17 protein-coding genes are annotated in these 20,826 nt (G+C 74.7%); 9 read left to right on the top strand and 8 right to left on the bottom strand.

Annotated features, from left to right (window positions below; genetic code table 11):
• Positions 1-2 precede the first annotated feature (2 nt).
• Entirely contained in the window at positions 3-3,380 is a 3,378-nt protein-coding gene (locus tag AB0P06_RS24910; RefSeq protein WP_363610901.1) for an ATP-dependent DNA helicase, read from the bottom strand.
• 123 nt (positions 3,381-3,503) lie between these two features.
• Positions 3,504-3,839, bottom strand: coding sequence for an MGMT family protein (locus AB0P06_RS24905; protein WP_363610899.1), 336 nt, complete (start codon positions 3,837-3,839; stop codon positions 3,504-3,506).
• Positions 3,840-3,982: 143 nt separating this feature from the next.
• Here AB0P06_RS24905 and AB0P06_RS24900 point away from each other — a divergent pair, with 143 nt between their 5' ends.
• Complete coding sequence (locus tag AB0P06_RS24900) at positions 3,983-6,745, top strand: lysylphosphatidylglycerol synthase transmembrane domain-containing protein (RefSeq protein ID WP_363610897.1); 2,763 nt, start codon at positions 3,983-3,985, stop codon at positions 6,743-6,745.
• A 68-nt stretch (positions 6,746-6,813) separates the two neighbouring features.
• Here AB0P06_RS24900 and moeZ read toward each other — a convergent pair whose 3' ends face one another.
• From moeZ to AB0P06_RS24880, 4 genes are all read right to left on the bottom strand, one after another.
• Complete coding sequence (gene moeZ / locus AB0P06_RS24895) at positions 6,814-7,992, bottom strand: adenylyltransferase/sulfurtransferase MoeZ (protein ID WP_363610895.1); 1,179 nt, start codon at positions 7,990-7,992, stop codon at positions 6,814-6,816.
• A 278-nt stretch (positions 7,993-8,270) separates the two neighbouring features.
• Positions 8,271-9,260, bottom strand: a complete 990-nt coding sequence (locus AB0P06_RS24890; protein WP_363610893.1) for an NAD-dependent epimerase/dehydratase family protein — start codon at positions 9,258-9,260, stop codon at positions 8,271-8,273.
• Positions 9,261-9,355: 95 nt separating this feature from the next.
• Positions 9,356-10,147 carry a glycosyltransferase gene (locus tag AB0P06_RS24885; protein WP_363610891.1) on the bottom strand — a complete coding sequence of 264 codons (792 nt, stop codon included), beginning with the start codon at positions 10,145-10,147 and terminating at the stop codon, positions 9,356-9,358.
• 380 nt (positions 10,148-10,527) lie between these two features.
• Entirely contained in the window at positions 10,528-11,457 is a 930-nt protein-coding gene (locus tag AB0P06_RS24880) for an alpha/beta hydrolase (protein WP_363610889.1), read from the bottom strand.
• A gap of 221 nt (positions 11,458-11,678) precedes the next feature.
• On the opposite strand from AB0P06_RS24880, the gene AB0P06_RS24875 reads away from it, so the two are divergent.
• From AB0P06_RS24875 to AB0P06_RS24865, 3 genes are all read left to right on the top strand, one after another.
• Positions 11,679-12,341, top strand: coding sequence for a TetR/AcrR family transcriptional regulator (locus tag AB0P06_RS24875; RefSeq protein ID WP_363610887.1), 663 nt, complete (start codon positions 11,679-11,681; stop codon positions 12,339-12,341).
• 132 nt (positions 12,342-12,473) lie between these two features.
• The gene (locus tag AB0P06_RS24870) at positions 12,474-12,701 is read left to right on the top strand and encodes a DUF3107 domain-containing protein (protein WP_363610885.1); all 228 of its coding nucleotides are present in this window, start codon (positions 12,474-12,476) and stop codon (positions 12,699-12,701) included.
• A 132-nt stretch (positions 12,702-12,833) separates the two neighbouring features.
• Positions 12,834-13,160, top strand: coding sequence for a hypothetical protein (locus AB0P06_RS24865; RefSeq protein ID WP_363610883.1), 327 nt, complete (start codon positions 12,834-12,836; stop codon positions 13,158-13,160).
• Between the two features lie 12 nt (positions 13,161-13,172).
• On the opposite strand, the gene AB0P06_RS24860 is transcribed toward AB0P06_RS24865, so the two are convergent.
• On the bottom strand, positions 13,173-13,901 hold the full coding sequence (locus AB0P06_RS24860; RefSeq protein WP_363610881.1) for a ferritin-like fold-containing protein: 729 nt from the start codon (positions 13,899-13,901) through the stop codon (positions 13,173-13,175).
• A 781-nt stretch (positions 13,902-14,682) separates the two neighbouring features.
• Here AB0P06_RS24860 and AB0P06_RS24855 point away from each other — a divergent pair.
• The 5 genes from AB0P06_RS24855 to AB0P06_RS24835 all read left to right on the top strand — a co-directional run bounded on the left by AB0P06_RS24855 (position 14,683) and on the right by AB0P06_RS24835 (position 19,895).
• The gene (locus AB0P06_RS24855) at positions 14,683-16,446 is read left to right on the top strand and encodes a DEAD/DEAH box helicase (RefSeq protein WP_363610879.1); all 1,764 of its coding nucleotides are present in this window, start codon (positions 14,683-14,685) and stop codon (positions 16,444-16,446) included.
• A 134-nt stretch (positions 16,447-16,580) separates the two neighbouring features.
• A complete protein-coding gene (locus AB0P06_RS24850) occupies positions 16,581-17,465 on the top strand; it encodes an alpha/beta hydrolase (protein ID WP_363610877.1) in 885 nt (294 codons plus the stop codon).
• Positions 17,466-17,866: 401 nt separating this feature from the next.
• On the top strand, positions 17,867-18,013 hold the full coding sequence (locus AB0P06_RS24845; protein WP_363610875.1) for a hypothetical protein: 147 nt from the start codon (positions 17,867-17,869) through the stop codon (positions 18,011-18,013).
• Positions 18,014-18,333: 320 nt separating this feature from the next.
• Entirely contained in the window at positions 18,334-18,972 is a 639-nt protein-coding gene (locus AB0P06_RS24840; RefSeq protein ID WP_363610873.1) for a DUF6758 family protein, read from the top strand.
• A gap of 62 nt (positions 18,973-19,034) precedes the next feature.
• Entirely contained in the window at positions 19,035-19,895 is an 861-nt protein-coding gene (locus AB0P06_RS24835; protein WP_363610871.1) for a PHP domain-containing protein, read from the top strand.
• 71 nt (positions 19,896-19,966) lie between these two features.
• On the opposite strand, the gene AB0P06_RS24830 is transcribed toward AB0P06_RS24835, so the two are convergent.
• Positions 19,967-20,632 carry a suppressor of fused domain protein gene (locus AB0P06_RS24830; protein WP_363610869.1) on the bottom strand — a complete coding sequence of 222 codons (666 nt, stop codon included), beginning with the start codon at positions 20,630-20,632 and terminating at the stop codon, positions 19,967-19,969.
• Between the last annotated feature and the right edge of the window lie 194 nt (positions 20,633-20,826).

Genomic DNA, 20,826 nt, shown 5'->3' with positions numbered 1-20,826 from the left:
GGTTACTCGACGAGCTGCGCGCCGTCCCGCTGGGCGGAGCAGCTGCGGCGGAACGAGCACCGGTCGCAGCCGCTGCCGGTCTGCGGGACGAAGCGTTCGGCGAGGACCCTTCCGGCGGCGTCGGCGAGCAGGTTCTCGATCCAGGGCTCGCCCTCGGGCGGGTCCTGCCGCTGCACCTTGGGCGCGTCGGGCAGGGCCTTGGCGGACGGCTCGCGCAGGTGCACCAGTTCGGCGCCGCCGGTCTGCGGCGGGTGGTCGTCGAAGCCGGGCAGTTCGTTGAGGGCGCCGGCCCGGACGGCGAGCTGGTAGACGGCGAGCTGCTTGTGCTCGGGCAGCGACTTGTCGGTCGGGATCTGCTTGCCGGTCTTGAAGTCGACCACGTAGGCGCGCCCGGCGTCGTCCTTCTCGACCCGGTCCATCGAGCCGCGGATGCGTACCGAGACGCCGCCGACGTCCAGGCTGACGTCGAAGCCGTGCTCGGTGGCGACGAGATCGCGGCCGCGTTCCAGCACGTGCCAGTTGAGGAAGCGCTCCAGGGCGGCGCGGGCCTCGGTCTTCTCCTGCTGGGACTTCCAGGGGGCGTCGAAGGCCAGCGCGTCCCAGACCGTGTCCAGCCGCTCCATCAGCACGGCGAGGTCGGCGGGGGTGCGGCCGGAGCCGACCTCGTCGGCGAGGGCGTGCACCACGTTGCCGAAGCCCTGGGCGGCGGAGCCGGCGCCGCGCGCCTTGACCTCCTTGTCCAGGAACCACTGGAGCGAGCAGTTCTCCAGCTGTTCCAGGCCGCTGCCGGACAGCCGCACCGGCAGGCCGGCGTCGCGCAGCGGGTCGGGGGCGGCGGTGGCGTCGTCCAGGCCCCACCAGCGTTCGGGGTGGGCGGCGGGGACCAGTGGCAGGCCGTCCTCGTCGGCGGCGGCCGCGAGGGTGGCGAGCCGTTCGGCGGCGGCGCGGCGCAGTTCCGGCGAGCGGGCCGGGTCGACGGTGACCGCGCGCAGCTCGGCGACCAGCGCGGGCACCGAGAGCGGGCGGCGCGGGCGGTGGGTGATGTCCTCGACGGTGACCTGGGGGGTGCGGCGCAGCACCCGGCCGGTTCTGGGGTCGAGTTCCTCGCGGTAGAGCTCGCGCAGGAAGCGGGAGGGTTCGTCGCCGTCCTCGGCGGGCGCCTTGACGGCGGTGACGATCAGCCGTTCCCTGGCCCGGGTGGCGGCGACGTAGAAGAGCCGGCGCTCCTCGCCGAGCAGGGCGGCCGGGGAGAGCGGTTCGGCGAGGCCGTCGCGGCCGATCCGGTCGGCCTCCAGCAGCGAGCCGCGGCGGCGCAGGTCCGGCCAGAGGCCGTCCTGGACACCGGCGACCACGACGAGGCGCCATTCCAGGCCCTTGGAGCGGTGGGCGGTCATCAGCCGGACGGCCTCCGGGCGGACGGCCCGCACGGTGAGGGTGTCGGCGGCGATGTCCTGGGCCTCCAGCTCGGCGAGCAGGTCGAGGGCGCCGCGGTGCCCGGTGACCTGTTCCTCGGCGCGGGCGGCGGTCTCGAACAGGGCGCAGAGCGCGTCCAGGTCGCGGTCGGCGTTGCGGCCGGCCGCGCCGCCGCGCAGGGCGGCCCGTTCCAGGCGTTCGCGCCAGCGCCGGCTGCCGTCCCAGAGGTCCCAGAGGGCCTCCTCGGCGGTGCAGCCGCCGGCCAGCCGTTCGCGGACCTTGCGCAGCAGGGTGCCGAGGTCGCGGGCGCGGCGGGCGTAGGCGGGGTCGAGGGCGACGAGGCGCTCGGGCTCGGCCAGGGCCTCGCGGATCAGTTCCTCGGCGGGGCGCAGCGCGGCGGCGGGCAGGTCGGCCGCGCGCAGCACCGCGCGTTCCTCCTCGCGCAGGGCGCGGCCGAGGCGGCGCAGGTCGGAGCCGTCCATGCCGCCGAGCGGGCCGGTGAGCAGGGTGTGGGCGAGCTCGGTGGTGAGGGGGTCGGTGGTGTGGAGGTCGGTGGTGGTCTCCTCCTCGTGGTCGTGCCGGTCCCGGGCGGCCTGCCGGACCGCCTGCTCGGCGCAGACCCTGAGGGCGAGCAGCAGCTGGGCGACGGCGGGTTCCTCGCGCAGCGGCAGGTCGTCGCCGTCGATCTCCAGCGGGACGCCGGCCGCGCTGAGCGCCCGCCGGACGCCGGGGATGGAACGGCCGCCGGCCCGGACCAGCACGGCCATCTCGCCCCAGGGCACGCCGTCCTCCAGGTGGGCGCGGCGGAGCAGGTCGGCGATGGAGTCCAGCTCGGTGCCGGGGGTGGGGTAGGTGTAGACCTCGACCCGGCCGCCCTCGCGGGAGGGCAGCAGGGCGCGGTGCTGGGCGAGCTTGTCGGCGGGCAGCCGGCCCATCGGCATCCGCCGGGCGAGTTCGCGGGAGGCGGCGAGCAGGACGGCGCCGGAGCGGCGGGAGACCCGCAGGACCTTGACCTCGGCGGGGCCGCCGTCGGCCCGCCGGAAGGTCTGCGGGAATTCCAGGATGCCGTTGATGTCGGCGCCGCGGAACGCGTAGATCGACTGGTCGGGGTCGCCGACGGCGACCAGCTCCCGCCCGCCGCCGGCCAGCCGGCGCAGCAGCCGGACCTGCGAGGGGTCGGTGTCCTGGTACTCGTCGACGAAGACGGCCTCGTAGCGCTGCCGCAGGTCCTCGCCGACCTCGGCGCGTTCGGCGAGCAGCACGGCGCGGTGGACGAGTTCGGCGTAGTCGAGGACGCCGCGCAGGTCGAGAACGTCCAGGTAGTCGGCGAGGAAGTGCGCGGCGGCGGCCCAGTCGGGGCGCTGGACGCCCTCGGCGAAGCGGCGCAGCTCGTCCTCGCCGAGGCCCAGTTCGCGGCTGCGGGCGAGCACCGCGCGGACCTCGTCGGCGAAGCCGCGGGTGGTCAGGCAGGCGCGCAGGTCGAGCGGCCAGCCGATCCGGCCGCCCGTGGCGGGGCCGTCGTCGGACGCGGCGAGGCGGGCGTCCTCGGCGCCGCCGGCCAGCAGCTCGCGGACCATGACGTCCTGCTCGGGGCCGGAGAGCAGCCGCAGCGGCTCGGCGTAGTCCTGCGGGTCCTGGTGGGCGCGGAGCAGGGCGTAGCAGAAGGAGTGGAAGGTGGTGGCCTGCGGGGCGGCGGCCGAGGCCCCGAGCCGGCCGGACATCCGGTCGCGGAGCTCCATCGCGGCCTTGCGGCTGAAGGTCAGGACCAGGATCCGCTCGGGGTCGGTGCCGCGTTCGATCCGCCGGGCGACGGCCTCCACCAGGGTCGTGGTCTTGCCCGTCCCGGGCCCGGCGAGCACCAGCAGCGGGCCGCCCGTGTGCTCGACCACGGCGCGCTGGTACTCGTCCAGCACGGGCGGGGCGGGCTGGACGAGGGGGCTGCGCACCAGACGGTAGGGGGAGGTCACGGAGTTCCTGGGGGTTGTGCTGCGGGCAACGTCGGACGGGCCCGCCCGGGGCCCGCCCGTATCGAGCCTACGATCCTGCCCCGTCATTCCCGTCCGCGCACCCGGTTCCGGGAAGGTCCGGGGTCACCGGCCGTCCCAGCGGGCCCGCTTCAGGTCGACCCGGGGCGGGTCGGCGAGTTCGCGCAGCGGGGTGCCCTCCTCGCCGTAGTGGGCGAGGGCGCGGTGCTCGTGGCCGGGCAGGAACCGGCCGTCCGCGCGGATCACCCGCCACCAGGGCACGGCGCCGCCGTAGAGTGCCATGACCCGGCCGACCTGGCGGGGTCCGCCCTGGCCGAGGTATTCGGCGACGTCTCCGTAGGTCATCACCCGGCCGGGTGGAATCCGCTCGGTCAGGTCGAGCACCAGTTCGGCGAAGGGTGGCAGCGCGTCGTGGCCGCCGTCGTCGGTAGCGTCCGTCACCTGCGGCATTCTTCCCCATCCGGGCGCCCGGGAGGTCCGTCGTGGACGATCCGCCGCGCCCGATCCGCCCCCTGTCCAGCACGGGGCGCCGAGGCATGCCACCATCTTCGGGGCGGTGAGTGGTGATACGAGGACAAGACCAGATGACCGGGACGGCTGACGTGGGCGTGGACGAGGACTCCGACGAGTCCGCCGACGCCGTGCCCGCACGTCCCGGCGGCGAGAGCGCCGCCGAGCCGTCACCGGAAGTCTCCCTGATCAAGGACCGGACGATCAAGACCCCCCAGCCGACCGGCCCCGAGGCCGGGCTGCCCGGGCCCGCACCCGAGCCGGCGACGACCGGTGTCCCGGCCCAGCAGCCCGCCCCCGGGCCGGCGCCCGCACCGTACGAACCGGCCGGGCCGCACGGGCCGCACGAGCCGTTGGACGACACCCCGCACCTGGACGTGGACGAGCCGCTGCTCGCCGCCCGGGCGCACCGCCCGTCCGATCTGATCCGCTTCCTGGCCGGCGTCTTCGGCATCGTCGCGGTGTTCGTCCTGGCCGGCGTCGCGACCTCGACCACCACCGGCATCGAGCTGGACATCGCCTCCAACGCGCCCCGGTTCTCCCCGGTGCTCTCCACCATCACCGGCCTGGTCTCCAGCGTCGCGGTGCTCGCCGTCCCGCTCGCCTTCGCGGTGGAGCGGCTGATCAAACGCGACGGCCTGCGGGTCGCCGACGGTGTGCTCGCCTCGGTGCTCGCCTACGGCGTCTCGCTGGGCATCGACTGGTGGGTCGCCGAGGGCGCCTCCGATCACATCCGGGACGCCCTCACCAGACTGCCGCTGGACAGCAACGGCACCCTCACCGACCCGGTGCACGGCTATCTGGCGCCGGTGATCGCCTATATGACCGCGGTCGGCATGTCGAGCCGGCCGCGCTGGCGGGTCGCCCTCTGGGTGGTGGTGATCTTCAGCGGGATCACCGAGCTGCTCGGCGGCTACACCACCCCGCTGTCCCTGCTGCTCACCGTGCTGATCGGCTGGTCCGTCGCCTACGGCACGCTGTACGCGATCGGCTCGCCGAACATCCGGCCCACCGGCCAGCACCTGATGATCGGCCTGCGCAAGGTCGGCTTCACCCCGGCCAGCGCCCACCGCGCCCCCGACGCGCCCGGCGGCACCCGCCGCTACTACGTCGCCCAGCAGAGCGGCCCGCCGCTGGACGTCCACATCATCGACCGCGAGCAGCAGGCCTCCGGCTTCTTCTACCGCGCCTGGCGGCGGCTGCGGCTGCGCTCGGTGGCCGTCCGCCGCAGCCCCCAGTCGCTGCGCCAGGCCCTGGAGCAGGAGGCGCTGATCGCCTACGCGGCGGCCGCCTCGGGCGCCCGCGCCCCGCAGCTGGTCGCCACCTCCGAGCTCGGTCCGGACGCCGCGATCCTGGTCTACGAGAACGTCGAGGGCCGCATCCTGGACGACCTCGGCGAGGGGGAGGTCACCGACCAGGTGATGGCCTCGCTCTGGGAGTCGGTCGCCGCCCTGCACGAGCGCCGGATCGCCCACCGCCGGCTCACCGGCGAGTCGCTGCTGGTCGTCGACGAGAAGGCGGCCTGCCTGGTCAACCTCTCCGGCGGCGACATCGCGGCCACCGATCTGACGCTGCGCATCGACATCGCCCAGCTGCTCACCACCTTCGCGCTGCGGATCGGCCCGGAGCGGGCGGTCGCCACCGCCAACGCCGTCCTCGGCGCCGAGCGGGTGGCGCAGGCGCTGCCGCTGCTCCAGCCGGTCGGCATGAGCCGCTCCACCAGGGTCGACCTGAAGAAGCTCACCAGGGAACGCAAGGCCGCCGCCCGGGCCCGGGCGCTGGAGCAGGTCGCCGCCGGCGAGCGCACCCAGCAGCAGGCCGAGGAGGACATCGCGGCGGCCGGCGAGGACCTGCTCAGCCGGCTCCGCGGCCAGATCCTCCAGATCGCCCCCGAGGCACCGACCGAGACGGCCAAGCTGGAACGGCTCAAGCCGAAGAGCCTGATCATGGTGATCGCGCTCACCTTCGCCGCCTATCTGGCCCTGACCACCATCAAGCCGGCCCAGCTCAAGCTCTCCCAGATGGACTGGGCCTGGGCTGCGGTGGCCCTGGCCGGCGCCGCGTTCAGCTACGTGGCCGCCTCGATGAGCCTGACCGGGTTCGTCCCGGAGAAGCTGCCGTTCCGGCGCACCGTCGCCGCCCAGCTGGCCGGGTCCTTCGTCAAGCTGGTCGCGCCCGCCGCGATCGGCGGCATCGCGCTGAACACCCGCTATCTGCAGAAGGCCGGCATCCGCTCCGGCCAGGCGGTCGCCTCCGTCGGCGCCTCCCAGCTGGCCGGGCTGGCCGGGCACCTGCTGCTGCTGTTCAGCTTCGGCCTGATCACCGGCAGCCAGACCAACGGCGACCTCTCCGCCTCCCGGGCGGTGATCATCGGGGTGCTGACCGCCGCCGTGCTCGCCCTGGTGGTCGCGGCCGTCGCCCCGCTGCGGCGGTTCGTGCTGAACCGGCTGCGCTCGCTGTTCTTCGGCGTGGTGCCCCGGATGCTCGACCTGATGCAGACCCCCAGGAAGCTGATCACCGGCTTCGGCGGCATCCTGCTGCTGACCCTGTCGTTCACCGCCTGCCTGGACGCCTCGGTGCAGGCCTTCGGCGGCAGCATCAGCTTCTCGGCGGTCGCGGTGGTCTTCCTGACCGCCAACGCGGCCGGTTCCGCGATCCCCACACCCGGCGGGATCGGCCCGGTGGAGGTGGCCCTGATCAGTGCCCTGACCTTCGCCGACGTGCCGGCCGCGGTCGCCACCCCGGCGGTCTTCCTCTACCGCGCGCTGACCTTCTGGCTGCCGGTGCTGCCCGGCTGGATCTCCTACAACGTGCTCCAGCGCAAGGGCGCGCTGTAGGTCCGCGCATGCGAAAGGGCCCGCCGGGAACGGCGGGCCCTTCGCGTGTCAGGCCTGGTACGGCAGGCCTAGTAAACCGGCTTGTGCGGCTCGATCTGGCTCACCCAGCCGAGCACGCCGCCGCCGAGGTGCACGGCGTTGGCGAAGCCGGCCGCCTTCACCACGGCCAGCACCTCGGCCGAGCGCACGCCCGACTTGCAGTGCAGCACGATCTTCTTGTCCTGCGGCAGCGACTCCAGGGCGTCGCCCATCAGGAACTCGTTCTTCGGGATCAGCACCGCGCCGGGGATGTTGACGATCTCGTACTCACCGGGCTCGCGGACGTCGATCAGGAAGATGTCCTCCTTGTCGTCCTGCCACTGCTTGAGCTGCTTCGAGGTGATCGTCGAACCGGCGGCGGCGGCCTGCGCCTCCTCCGACACCACGCCGCAGAAGGCCTCGTAGTCGATCAGCTCGGTGACCGTCGGGTTCTCGCCGCAGAGCGCGCAGTTCGGGTCCTTGCGGACCTTCACCTGGCGGTAGGTCATCTCCAGGGCGTCGTAGATCATCAGCCGGCCGACCAGCGGCTCGCCGACCCCGGCCAGCAGCTTGATCGCCTCGGTGACCTGGATCGAGCCGATGGAGGCGCAGAGCACGCCCAGCACGCCGCCCTCGGCGCAGGACGGGACCATGCCGGCCGGCGGGGCCTCCGGGTAGAGGCAGCGGTAGCACGGGCCGTGCTCGGCCCAGAACACGCTGGCCTGGCCGTCGAAGCGGTAGATCGAACCCCACACGTACGGCTTGCCGAGCAGCACCGCGGCGTCGTTGACCAGGTAGCGGGTGGCGAAGTTGTCGGTGCCGTCGACGATCAGGTCGTAGCCGGAGAAGATCTCCATGACGTTGTCGTTGTCGAGACGCTCCTCGTGGAGGATCACGTTGACGTAGGGGTTGATCTCCTTGACGGAGTCCCGCGCCGACTCGCCCTTGGAGCGGCCGATGTCCGACTGGCCGTGGATGATCTGCCGCTGGAGGTTGGACTCGTCCACCACGTCGAACTCGACGATGCCGAGCGTGCCGACACCGGCCGCGGCCAGGTACATCAGCGCGGGCGAGCCCAGGCCGCCGGCGCCGACACACAGCACCTTGGCGTTCTTCAGCCGCTTCTGCCCGGCCATGCCCACATCGGGGATGATCAGGTGGCGGGAGTACCTGCGGACCTCGTCGACGGTGAGCTCGGCGGCCGGCTCGACCAGGGGTGGCAGCGACACGGGGACTCCGATGGTCGTCGGTTCAGGTGGCCTGGGCCAACCTCTTGTGGCTTGTTGCTCCGCCACCGAGGTGGCTCTGCTACGCCAACAGTGTCATGCCGCCCCGGTATTCCGAGACAGCTCGTCCGACTGGCGAGACGGGCGGCACCGGATGGTGGGACCACCCGCCGGCCCCGGGACCCAGCAGGTCCGGGGCCCCGCGAAAGGGCCGCGGAAGAACCGCGGAAGAGCCGCGGCGGGCCGCCCGGCCCCGGCCGCCGCCCCGGACCGGCCCGCGCTCAGACCCGGCAGGCCGTCTCCAGCCAGACGTCCCCGAGCGACTCCTCCAGCGGCACCTGCGTCCGCCAGCCGAGACGGTCCCGGGCGGTCCGGACGTCCGCCTGCCGCCACGGCACCGGCTCGCCCGCCGGACCGCGCCCCTCGGCCGGCCGCGGCTCCGGCGCCCGGTGGCCCGGCAGATGGTGCCCGGGCAGGTGGTCGGCCGGTCCGGCGGACTGCGCGGGCAGCAGCATCTGCCGGTTCTCCTCCAGGACCGTCCCCTCGAAACCGGCCGCCCGGACCAGCAGCTGCGCCGCGTCCCGGGCCCGGACGGCGTGCCCGCTGCCGATGTTGATCACCCCGGTGGCCGCCGACACCGCCGCCGCCTGGATCGCCCGGGCGACGTCCCGGACGTCCACGAAGTCCCGGTAGCCGGACAGGTCCGGCATCCGCACCTGGGACTCCTCCCGCTCCAGCGCCCGGCGCAGGCCCTCGGCGAGCCGTCCGAACAGCGAGGCGGTCGGCGCGCCCGGACCCACCACGTCGAACACCCGCAGCACGGCCGCGTCCAGCCCGGAGGCCAGCACCAGCTCCGTCCCGGCGAGCTTGGACACCCCGTACGGGCCCACCGGGCGCGGCTCGGCGCTCTCCGCCACCGGCACACCGCCCGGCACCGGCCCGTACTCCGCCGCCGAGCCGACGTGCACCAGCCGGGCCGGCTCCCGGCTGCGCCGGATCGCCTCGCAGACGGTGGCCACCGCCAGCGTGTTCGCCCGGATCAGGGTGCGCGAGCTGCCGTAGGTGGCGCCCGCGCAGTTGATCACCACCTGGGGCGCGACCGCGTCCAGGAACCGGGCCAGCGCGCCCGGACTGCCGGTGGTCAGGTCGAAGCGGATGTCGGCGGAGTCACGCCGGCCGAGCACCGTCACCTGCAACTCCTGGTCCATGAGCAGACGATCGGTGACCCGACGGCCGATAAAGCCGTCGGCGCCCAGCAGCAGCACCCTCATCGGGGGTGTCCTTCCACGAAGCGAGGTCGGTACGACCTGGCGGACAGAATGAACAACAGGACAGTGGATCGGTGGCGGCACCGGCGCGGGCCCGGTCAGCGGTGCGGGCCGGCCCGGCCCAGCGCGAGCAGCGCGAGCCAGAGCGCGGGAGCGGCGAGCGCGCCCGGCGCGGCGGCCGGCCGGTACCCGGTGGGCCGGGCGAACGGGCGCGAACGCTCCCCGGCCCCGCCGTCGGCCCCGGCCGCCGGGAAGGCCGGCCACCGCGAGACCGGCTCCGGGCAGATCTCGCGGAACGCGCCGACCACCCGTTCCACGGCGAAGCGTTCCTGCGCCCTCAGCCGCCCGGCCGACCCCGGCCGGGACCCCCGCTCCTCGTCCCGCGGCAGCGCCGGGCAGGCACCCGCCGGCGCGTCCGGATCCCGGGGCGGGACCAGCGGCCCGGTCGGCCCAGCCGCCTCACGTGCCACCCCCACATCGGTGGGGACCACCGCCCGACCGCTGAGCATCGCGTCCGCCGGCAGCCGCGGACCGCGCGGGGCGAGCGCCGAGAAGACGACCACGGTGCCACCCTCCCAGGCCCGCGCCGACGATGCGGGCCGTCCGGCGAATTCCACCGCCCCGGCCACTCCCGGCCGGCCGGCCACGGCCTCGCGGTGCGCCCGGTGGCCGGGCGCCGTCTCCTCACCGTGGATCACCGGCCGCGCCGCGGGCCGCCCGGCCCGGACCCGGGCGAAGGCGTACGGCACCGGCTCGGCGTCCCGGCCCGCCCCCGGCGCGGGCAGCGCCGCGCCGCCGCCCGCCAGATGGCAGAGGCCCACCGCGGCCAGGCCGCCGGAACCACGCCGGGAATACAGGCGGGCACCCTCGGTGAGCAGGGCTATGCGCACGGGAGACCTCCAGAGCAGAGCGGGATCGACGGATTGCTTGAGCGGCCTGGGCGGCCACCCGGAATGGCCCCGCGACCGGCCCGGGAACGGCCCGGGGCCGAGGGGCCCGGTCGGCCGGCGGCATCGCGGCCCGGCCGGGGTGCCGCCGGCCGGCGGGGCGGCCGCCCGGCGGTCACCTCCGACCCGCCGTCACCCTGCGTACGGCCGCCCTCCGGATCCTCCGGCTGCCGCGACGCCCCCACATGTGTTCGGTCCGACAGCAGAAAGGTAGGACCGGCCCCCGGCGATCCATCGGTCACATGCCTGGCTGCCACCTGAACGAGTGAACCCGCGTGACCTCGCCCGGGCCGGGGCGTTGGGGCTCTCCCGCTCCGGGCGGGTCAGCCGCGCCCGAGCAGCTCCCGGACCGCGCGCGCCACCTGCTCGGGGTGCTCCATCATCGCCACGTGCCCCGAGTCCGGCAGCACCAGCAGCCGGGCGTCCGCGAACGCCGCGCAGGCCCGCCGCGCCGAGCGGTAGGAGACCAGCTTGTCCCGCAGCCCGTACACCAGCAGCACCGGCACCCGCACCTGCTCGGCCTGCCGCCAGAGCGACTGGTCGCCGCGCTCGGTGTAAGCCGAAACGATTCCGCGCGCCGACCCGGTCAGCGCCCGCATCGCGTACGGCACCGCCAGTCGGCTCCGGTACTCGGCCACCGCCGCGGCCCGGGCGGCCTCGGACAGGCCGTCCGGGTCTCCGTAGACCAGCCTCAGCAGTTCCTCGGTGGCGGCCTCGGGGGCCCGCCCCTTCGACGGCAGCCGGCGCAGCAGCGCGGGGACCCCGGGCACCGCGAGCAGCCCGGTCGGCCAGGCCGTGCGCTGCGGCGGCAGTTCGGGCAGCGCGGGCGAGATCAGGGTGAGGCTGCGCACCAGGTCGGGGCGGAGCGCGGCGAGCCGGACGGCGACGGCCCCGCCCAGCGAGTTGCCGAACAGGTGCACCGGACCGCGCCCGGCCGCCTCCAGGTGGCCGATCACCGCGCGGACGTGGCCGGAGACGGTCAGGTTGCCGTCGGCCGGCGGAGCGGACCGGCCGAAGCCGGGCAGGTCCACGGCCTCACCGTCGACCAGGCCGCCGAGGCGGTCCATCAGCGCCGTCCAGTTGGCCGCCGAGCCGCCGAGCCCGTGCACGAAGAGCGCCGGCTCCCGCCCGTCCGCGCCACCACCGTCACCGCCGGGCCGGTGCGCCGCCGGCACCGGAACGGGGACCTCGACCGTGCGGAGCGGCCCGGGCCGCCCTGCCTCCGTCCGTACCTGCTGCTCAGCGCTGCTCATGGTGGACGATGGTAGTGAGACGCCACCCCGCGCCCCCGGGCCCGGGCCGCCCTCCCGGCCGACGTCACACCACTGCCGTCAGCCGTGGTCAGCGCCGTATTGTGGGCTCCTGACAAGGGGGCTCGGTGCTTTTCTCACGCTCGCCAAGCGCGAAGGTGGTTACCGAAAAGTAGAATCGGTCATCTTGCCAGCCCCGAACAACCCGTGAAGTGAGGAGCGCCGTGACGGCCATCCAGGAGGCGCAGGAGCGCCCGCGCGGTGCCCGCCTGCCGCGAAGCGCCCGCCGTGAACAACTGCTCGGTGCCGCCCAGGAGGTGTTCGTCGCGCAGGGTTACCACGCGGCCGCCATGGACGACATCGCCGACCGCGCCGGGGTCAGCAAGCCGGTGCTGTACCAGCACTTCCCCGGAAAGCTGGAGCTCTACCTGGCGCTGCTGGACAAGCACTGCGACGCCCTGGTCGAGTCGACCCGCGCGGCGCTGGCCGCGACCACCGACAACAAGCAGCGGGTGGCCGCGACCATGGAGGCGTACTTCAACTACGTCTCCAGCGAGTCCGGCGCCTTCCGGCTGGTCTTCGAGTCGGACCTGACCAACGAACCGGCCGTGCGCGAGCGCGTCGAGCGTGCCTCGGACGCCAGCGCGACCCTGGTCAGCAAGGTGATCCAGGAGGACACCGACCTGCCGGAGGCCGAGTCCAAGCTGCTCGCCGCCGGGGTCTGCGGCCTGGCCCAGATCACCGCCCGCTACTGGCTCTCGCAGGGGCTGGAGATCCCCCGCGACGAGGCGGTCCGGCTGGTCGCGAGCCTGGCCTGGCGCGGTCTGAAGGGCTTCCCGATGCATCCCGTCGCCGAGGCCGCGGAGGCGGCGGGCGAAGAGCGGTGATGCGCTGACCTTCGCCTCGGCGCTGATCGTGTGCTCTATGGTGAAGCCGTACGGCGCGGTCGTCGCGAACGCTTGTCCCAGGCGGTCCGGTGCCCGTGCGTGGATGGCTGCAACCCCGGAGGGACGGAAGCCGTGGAGGTCAAGATCGGCGTGCAGAACGCGCCGCGCGAGATCGTGATCGAGAGCTCGCAGACTGCCGAAGAGGTCGAGAGCGCGATCGCCAAGGCGCTGGAGGGCACCTCGAAGCTCTTCTCGCTGACCGACGAGCACGGCCGCCGCGTCATCGTCCCGGCCGAGCGCCTGGCGTACGTGGAGATCGGCGAGTCGGCGGCCCGCAAGGTCGGGTTCGGCACCAGCTGAGACGCTGCCCGGTGCCCCGCCCCCTCACCGAGGGGGCGGGGCACCGCTGCGTGTACGGCCGGGTCATCAGGGGTAGGGCGACAGTGCGGCCGTCCGCACGCCGCACCCGCACCCGCACCCCGGGAGGCAGCCTTGCTGGTCGAGTCGATCGCCTTCGTCCTCATCGGCCTGATCGTCGGCTCGGCCGCGCTGCTCGCACTGCCCGCCCACTTCCCGGCCGGCCGGGGGCTGACGATCGGGACGGCGCTGGTGGCGGCCCTGGTCAGCGGGGTGATCACGCACTTCACCCTGAACGGCGGGTACCCGGCGGTGACGCTCGGCGTCTCGGCCGTCGTCTCCGCCCTGCTCACCTCGGTGCTGGCCCGGCCCGACCTGGCGGCCGGGCGGGCACCGGCCCACCGGCACCGCCCCCACCGCCCGGGCGCGCACCGCGCGCAGCGGCGCCACCGGCCTGCCTGACGGGGCGCGGTCTCAGGAGGCGAGGCCCAGCGCGGCCATCCGCTTGGTGTGCGCCTCGGTGATCCGGTTGAACATCTTGCCGACCTCGACCAGGTCGAAGCCCTGCAGCTGCACACCGCCGACCAGCAGGTTGGAGAGCGCGTCCCGCTCCGCGACCACCCGCTGGGCCTGGCTCAGCGCCTCGCCCATCAGCCGTCGGCCCCAGAGCGCGAGCCGGCCGCCGGCCCGCGGGTCCGCCTCGATGGCCTGGCGGACCTTGTCGACGGCGAACTGGGCGTGCCCGGTGTCCGACATCACGCCGAGCACCAGGTCGCGGGTGTCGTCGTCCAGCCGGACGGCCACCTCGCGGTAGAAGTCGGTCGCGATCGCGTCGCCGACGTAGGCCTTGACCAGGCCCTCCAGCCAGTCCGAGGGCGCGGTCATCCGGTGGAAGAGCTCCAGCGGCTCGACGAACGGCCGCATCGCCTCCTGCGGGTCCGCGCCCACCTCGGCGAGCCGGTCGTGCAGGCGCTGGTAGTGCTGGAACTCGGCGGAGGCCATCCGGGCCAGCGCCGCCTTGTCGGCGAGGTCGGGCGCGAGCTTGGCGTCCTCGGCGAGCCGCTCGAAGGCGCTCAGCTCGCCGTACGCGAGGGCGCCGAGCAGGTCCAGCACGGCCGCCCGGTATCCCGGATCGGCCGAGCGGGCCGCCCAGTCCCCGATCGAACCGGCCGCGTCGTCCTGCGTCTCACCATGGGTCTCCATGACCTGCCACCTTAGTCCGGCCCGCCCTGCGGTACACGTCTCCGGCCGCCGCCGCGGGCTCCCCGGCCCGGCCCCGGCCCCCCCGCGCCGTACCCGCCCCCGGTCGCCCGGGCCGGCCGCCGGCGCCTCCGCCCCAGGACCACCACCGAAAAGTTCCGCCCCGGACACCCGCCGCTCACCCCGGTGTCAGAAGCGTCACGTGTTCGAGTCGTCGCGTGACTGTATGGTGGTAGGGAGGCCCGTAGTGCTCGCACGGTGTCACCGCCGTCTCGGTGCGCCGGGCAAGCCCGCTCCGTAACGGCACCGTCCATCAGGACGTGTCCGTACCGGAAGCCGGGTACTCACGTACGCGGATGCCCGGTCGGAGAGCCGATCGGCTCCGACCATGGCTTGGACTTCAAGCCTTGGCACCGCATCAGTGGCCGAGCGAGGGCCGCCGCGGACCGCGCCGCCAGGCGAAGGTCCCGCGCAGGTCCCTCACGGGAATCCTCCCCGACGCCGCCGGCGACGCGCCCCGTACCGGGCCGCGCGGACCGGCCGGCCGCAGGGACCGGCGCGGTTGTGCGTCCGCGCAGCTGTATTCAGGGCCGTCCAGGCCCGTACGCAGCCGCGCGGCTGCCCGCCCGCCGCTCGCTCTCGGCCCCTCCCACACGGAAGAGGCAGCACCCTGTCCACCACCGCTGAACCCATCAAGACGACGTTCCGGGATCTGGGGATCCTCCCGGAGACCGCCGAGGCGCTCGAGTCCGTCGGCATCGTCCATCCCTTCCCCATCCAGGAGATGACCCTCCCGGTCGCGCTGACCGGCCACGACGTCATCGGCCAGGCCAAGACCGGCACCGGCAAGACGCTCGGTTTCGGCCTCCCGCTGATCGAGCGGGTCGTCGTCCGGGCCGACATCGACGCCGGCCGGGCCACCGAGGAGCAGCTCTCCGAGTCCCCGCAGGCGCTGATCGTCGTCCCGACGCGTGAGCTGTGCACCCAGGTCACCAACGACCTGCAGACCGCCGGCAAGGTGCGCGACGTCCGCGTGCTGGCCGTCTACGGCGGCCGGGCGTACGAGCCGCAGGTCGAGGCCCTGAAGAAGGGCGTCGACATCGTCGTCGGCACCCCGGGCCGTCTGCTGGACCTCGCCGGGCAGAAGAAGCTGAACCTGTCCACGGTCCGCGCGCTCGTCCTGGACGAGGCCGACGAGATGCTCGACCTGGGCTTCCTGCCCGACGTCGAGAAGATCCTCACCATGCTGCCCGCCAAGCGGCAGACCCTGCTGTTCTCGGCCACCATGCCGGGCCAGGTGATCAGCCTCGCCCGCCGGTACATGAACCAGCCGACCCACATCCGGGCCGCTGCCCCGGACGACACCGGCCACACCGTCGCCAGCGTCGACCAGCACATCTTCCGGGCGCACTCGCTCGACAAGGTGGAGACGGTCTCGCGCATCCTGCAGGCCGACGGCCGCGGGCTGGCGATGATCTTCTGCCGCACCAAGCGCACCGCCGCCGACGTCTCCGACCAGCTCACCCAGCGCGGCTTCGCGGCCGGCGCGGTGCACGGCGACCTCGGCCAGGGCGCGCGCGAGCAGGCCCTGCGGGCGTTCCGCAACGGCAAGGTCGACGTCCTGGTCTGCACCGACGTCGCCGCCCGCGGCATCGACGTCGAGGGCGTCACGCACGTCATCAACTACCAGTGCCCCGAGGACGAGAAGACCTACCTGCACCGGATCGGCCGCACCGGCCGGGCCGGCGCCTCCGGCACCGCCGTCACGCTGGTGGACTGGGACGACATCCCGCGCTGGCAGCTGATCAACAAGGCGCTGGACCTGTCGTTCAACGACCCGGAGGAGACCTACTCCACCTCGGCGCACCTGTACGAGCTGCTGAAGATCGCCCCGGGGACCACCGGCGTGCTGCCCCGCTCCGAGCGGACCCGCGCCGGCCTGGGCGCGGAGGAGGTCGAGGACCTCGGCGAGACCGGCGGGCGCGGTTCGCGTTCGGCGGCCGGCCGGGGCCGTGGCGGTAACGGTGGCGGTAACGGTGGCGGTGGCACCCGGGGCGGCTCCGGCCGGACCGGTACGGCCACCGCCGAGGCCGTCGAGGAGAAGCCGGCCCGCCGCACCCGTGAGCGCCGGCGCACCCGTGGCGGCTCCGCCGTCGAGGGCGACGCGGTGGTGGAGAGCCCGGCCGGCGCCGCTTCGGCGGTCGAGGCCCCGGCCGCTCCTGCCGTCGAGGGCGCCGAGGGCGAGGCCGCTCCGCGCCGCCGCCGTCGCCGCCCGCGCGGCACCGCCGCCGCCGGCGAGGGCACGACCGTCACGGTGACCGAGGCGCCCGCCGAGGCTCCGGCCGCCGCGGTCGCCGCCGTCGCCGTCGCCGAGGAGAAGCCGGCCACCAAGCCGCGGACCCGCAGCCGGGCCAAGGCGAAGGCCGAGACCGCCGTCGAGGCCGCGCCCGAGGCCGCCGCGGACGCCCCGGCCGAGGCCGCCGCCCCGCGCCGCCGCACTCGCACCCGCCGCCCGGCCGCCGCCACCGAGGCGACCCCGGAGAGCTGACGCACCGCCCCGAAGGGGACGGGCCGGTCCGCGACCGGCCCGTCCCCTTCGGCGTTCCCCGCCGCGCCGGGCCCGCCGGGCAGGCCCTAAGCTCGGGTTACCGGCCAGTCGCATGCCCCTGAGGAGATCCGCCCATGAGCACGCCGCCGTTCCTCACCCTTCCCTCCTGCGCGCGTGCGCTGCGGATCGCGACCGCCCGCGGGGAGTTCGCCGCGCTGCGGGCCGAGCCGGCCGGGGAGGTACGGGGGGCGGCGCTGCTGGTGCCCGGTTTCACCGGCAGCAAGGAGGACTTCATCGCGCTGCTGGAGCCGCTGGCGGCGGCCGGCCACCGGGTGACCGCGGTCGACCAGCGCGGCCAGTACGAGACCGGCGGTCCCGACGACCCGGCCGTCTACGCCGTGTCCGCGCTGGGCGCGGACGTCCGGGCGCTGTCCGCGGCCCTGCTGGCCGAGGGCGGTCCCGGGGGCGGACCGTTGCACCTGCTCGGCCACTCCTTCGGCGGCCAGGTGGCCCGGGAGGCCGTCCTGGGGGCCGGGGCGGGCCCGCTGCCGTGGCGCTCGCTGACGCTGATGTCCACCGGACCCGGCCCGATCGAGCCGGGCGAGGCGGCGCGCACCAAGCTGCTGATCGACGTGCTGCCGACGATGAGCCTGGAGGAGATCTGGCAGGTGCTCCAGCAGTTGGAGGAGGGCGCCGGCGACCGGGAGCGGCGCCCGTCCGCGGAGGTCGCGGAGTTCCTGCACCGCCGCTGGGTGGCCAATGTGCCGCAGGCGCTGAGCACCACCGGTGCCCATCTGATCTCCGCGCCGGACCGGGTGGACGAGCTGGCCGCGACCGCCGCCGTCCTGCCCGCCCTGGTGCTCTCCGGCGTGCGGGACTACGCCTGGCCGGTGCCGGAGCAGACCCGGATGGCCGAGCGGCTGGGCGCCCGCCGGGTGGTCGTCGAGGACGCCGGGCACTCCCCCAACGCGGAGCGGCCGGCCGCGACCGCCGAGGCGCTGCTGGACTTCTGGGCCTGAGCCCGCCGGGGCCCGGACCGGTCTGGACCACTCGTGACCACTCCGGGCCCTCCGTTGTTCGATCAACTTCGGGCGGCACAGAGGACAAAATTCGTTAGTTGCGGTAATATTTGATTCTGTCCGGGAATCATCGTCGACATCGACGTCGGCGCGAGTCAGCCGAAACCAGGACTTTACGGACGGGCAACGGCCCGGTAGCACCGCCACGTCACCGTGGTTCATGAGGCACCAGACGCACTTGGCAAGCAGGGGGGAGCCCTTTGCCGCAGCAGATCGTCGACCGTTCGACCCGACAGATCGCACAGATCCGACCGATGCGACGGATCCGACAGTCCCCGAGTGGGCTGATATCGAGTCAGCCACGACCGCCCCGCCCGACGGGGCCAGGAAAGGAGAGGCCCATGCGCTTCGAGATCCTCCGACTGGACGACGCCCACGGTGGCGCCACCAACCCCCTGATCGCCGATGCCGAGACCGTCCGCGAGGTCGTCCAGGCCGCCGCCCACACCGGCGAACGCCTGCTGATCCGTCCGTGCCCGACCGTCTGACCCAGCGCGGCGCCTCCGACCGGGAGCCCTCACCCGCCGCCGAAGAGCCGGGAGCGTCCGATCCCGACGTTCCGATACCCGACTGACGCCCTGTCACCGCAACCGACGATGACGGGGCGTCAGTGCGTCCGGGGCCGCCCCGCTCCGTCCACCGGGCGCGGACCGGCCGACGTTTGCCGCCGCCCGCCGCTGGACATCCCCTAGCGGGAGCCGCCCACGCCGCGCCGGCCCGGGCGCCCGCCAGCGACAGGTGCCGCCGAGCCCTCCGTACGGGTGATCGTCCTTGACGCGGCGGTCCGGAGGGAGGAGCGTTGTCGGCTATGAGGGGCGAGCCAAGCTGCCCGAGGTGCGCCGGTCGGGTGCGCGCCCCCGGTCTGTTCTCAGACACCTGGCAGTGCGACCGGCACGGAGCCGTGCATCCGATGCAGCCGGTGCTGCCTCCGAGCGTGGAGGCGCTGAACGTCGCCGTCGCCCGTTCGCAGGTCCCCGTCTGGCTGCCCTGGCCACTGCCGGTCGGCTGGCTCTACACCGGTATCGCGCACGTCGGTGACGATGTCTCGGGCGCCCGGGCCACCGCCGTCGCCTGCTCGGGCCCGGCGCCGCTCGGCGGTTTCGGCGAGCTGGTGCTGGTCGCCGAGGAGCTGGGCGTCGGGCTCGGTGCCCGGTACGCGGGGCTGGCCGGGCCGGATCCGGGCGAGACCGTCGCGCTCTACAAGCCCGCCGACGCCAAGCTGATGGCGGCCGGACGGCCCACCCCGATGTTCCACGTCCCGGACGCCCCGGCCGACCGCGCGGTCTTCGTCGGCGAGGCCCGGGGCCTCTGGCTCTGGGCGGTGGCCTGGCCGGAGCAGTCGGCCCTGGTGATGTACGACGAACTGGTGCTCACCGACCTGCGCGAGGCCGGCGCCGAGCTCGACCTGCTGCCCTGCGGGGCGCTCTCCCCCCGCCTGTTCGGCTGACCGGCGGCCGCCGCGTCTATCCTGGGCGGCACCCGCGAGCGTCCACCCCAGGAGAACACTCCGTGCGCATCGACCTGCACGCCCACAGCAACGCGTCCGACGGCACCGACAGCCCGGCGGAGCTGGTCAGGGCGGCCGTCGCCGCGGGCCTGGACGTGGTCGCGCTCACCGACCACGACACCGTGGCGGGCCACGCCGAGGCCGCCGGGGCGGTGCGCGCGCTGCCGGCCGGGGCCCGGCTGACCCTCGTCCCGGGCGCCGAACTGTCCTGCGTGGTGGACGGCATCAGCATGCATCTGCTGGCCTACCTGTTCGACCCGGCCGAGCCGGAGTTCGCGCGCGAGCGCGAGCTGGTCCGCACGGACCGGTTCCGGCGCGGGCGGGCGATCGTCGAGCGCTGCCGCGCCCTGGGCGCGGACATCAGCTGGGAGCAGGTCGAACGGATCGCGGGCACCGGCTCGGTGGGCCGGCCGCACATCGCCAGCGCGCTGGTCGAGGCGGGCGTGGTGGCGACCGTCTCGGACGCCTTCACCGCCGACTGGCTGGCCAACGGCGGCCGGGCGGACGTCCGCAAGCACGAGACCGACCCGGTCACGGCGGTCCGGCTGGTCCGGGCGGCCGGCGGGGTGCCGGTCTTCGCCCACCCGGGCGCGGTCAAGCGCGGCCGGACCGTCTCCGACCAGGTGATCGCCGATCTCGCGGCGGCCGGCCTGGCAGCGCTGGAGGTCGACCACATCGACCACGACGAACCGGCCCGGGCCCGGCTGCGCGCGCTGGCCGCCGAACTCGGCCTGCTGACCACCGGCTCCAGCGACTACCACGGCACCCGCAAGACCGTGCGGCTCGGCGAGCACACCACCGACCCGGCCGTCTACGAGGCGCTGCTGGCCCAGGCCACCGGCGCGAAGCCGATCGGCGGCTGACCGCTCACGCGGGCGTACGGGGGCACCGGGCGTGGTGCGGCCGACGCCCCGCGCCCCCGGCTGACCGGCCGTCAGTCCAGCGGGACGCCGCGCCGCTCCGGGTCGCGCAGATCGGTGCCGTGCTTCAGCCAGCGCTCCTCCAGCGCGGCCGCGCCGTGCACCCGCTTCCAGCCGGCCTCGTTGGGCGTCATCGGCAGCAGCGGCAGGAAGCGGACCGGGTCGGCCGGCCCCTCCAGCTCCAGGTCGGCCACCAGACCGCCCGGTTCGGCGGCCAGTACGGAGGTGAACGGCGCGCCGTCCCAGAGCGGGGCGCCGAGGTCCAGCGAGCCGCCGGGGGCCACCACCAGGCCCTCCACCTGCGGCGTCGCGGCGAAGGTGGCCAGCGAGCGGAGCACGCTGTCGCGGCCCCCGCGGACCGTCAGCACCAGTTCGACGCGCGGGCCGCGCACCTGGTCGGCGACCGGTGCGGCCGGGTCGGCCATCGGCGCGGCGGACATCCCGAGCGTCGCGTAACGGACCAGCCCCTCGGCGTCCGGGCCGAAGCGCAGCACCTCGATCCGGTCCGCGCCGAGGAAGGTGACCGCGGCACGGCCACCGGGCTCGCCGAAGGCGGTCAGCAGCCGGGCCTCCACGGCGGCCAGCACCGCCTCCCGGGAGGCGCCGTGCGGGCTGCCGTGAGGGTCCTCCCAGCCGGAGGCCGGGGGGAGATCGCCGAAGGGCGGGAAGTCGTGCGCCATGCCGGTGAGCGTAACCCGGCGCACCCCCGCGGTTGGCACGGCCGCCACCGGAACGCCCCAGCGCCGACAGCCGGTCAGATGTTAGTGTGAGCGACTGGCCACCGGGGATCCTTACCTCCGGGGCAGCGGCGTGAAGGAGGTGGTTGCGGTGGATACCAGCCGACCATGCAGTACCGGCAGCTCTACCCGGCCCG

The organism is Kitasatospora sp. NPDC088351 (assembly GCF_040685575.1).
Lineage (GTDB): Bacteria > Actinomycetota > Actinomycetes > Streptomycetales > Streptomycetaceae > Kitasatospora.
Note: the sequence above shows the minus strand (reverse complement) of the source record. Positions and strands in the feature narration are given on the sequence as shown.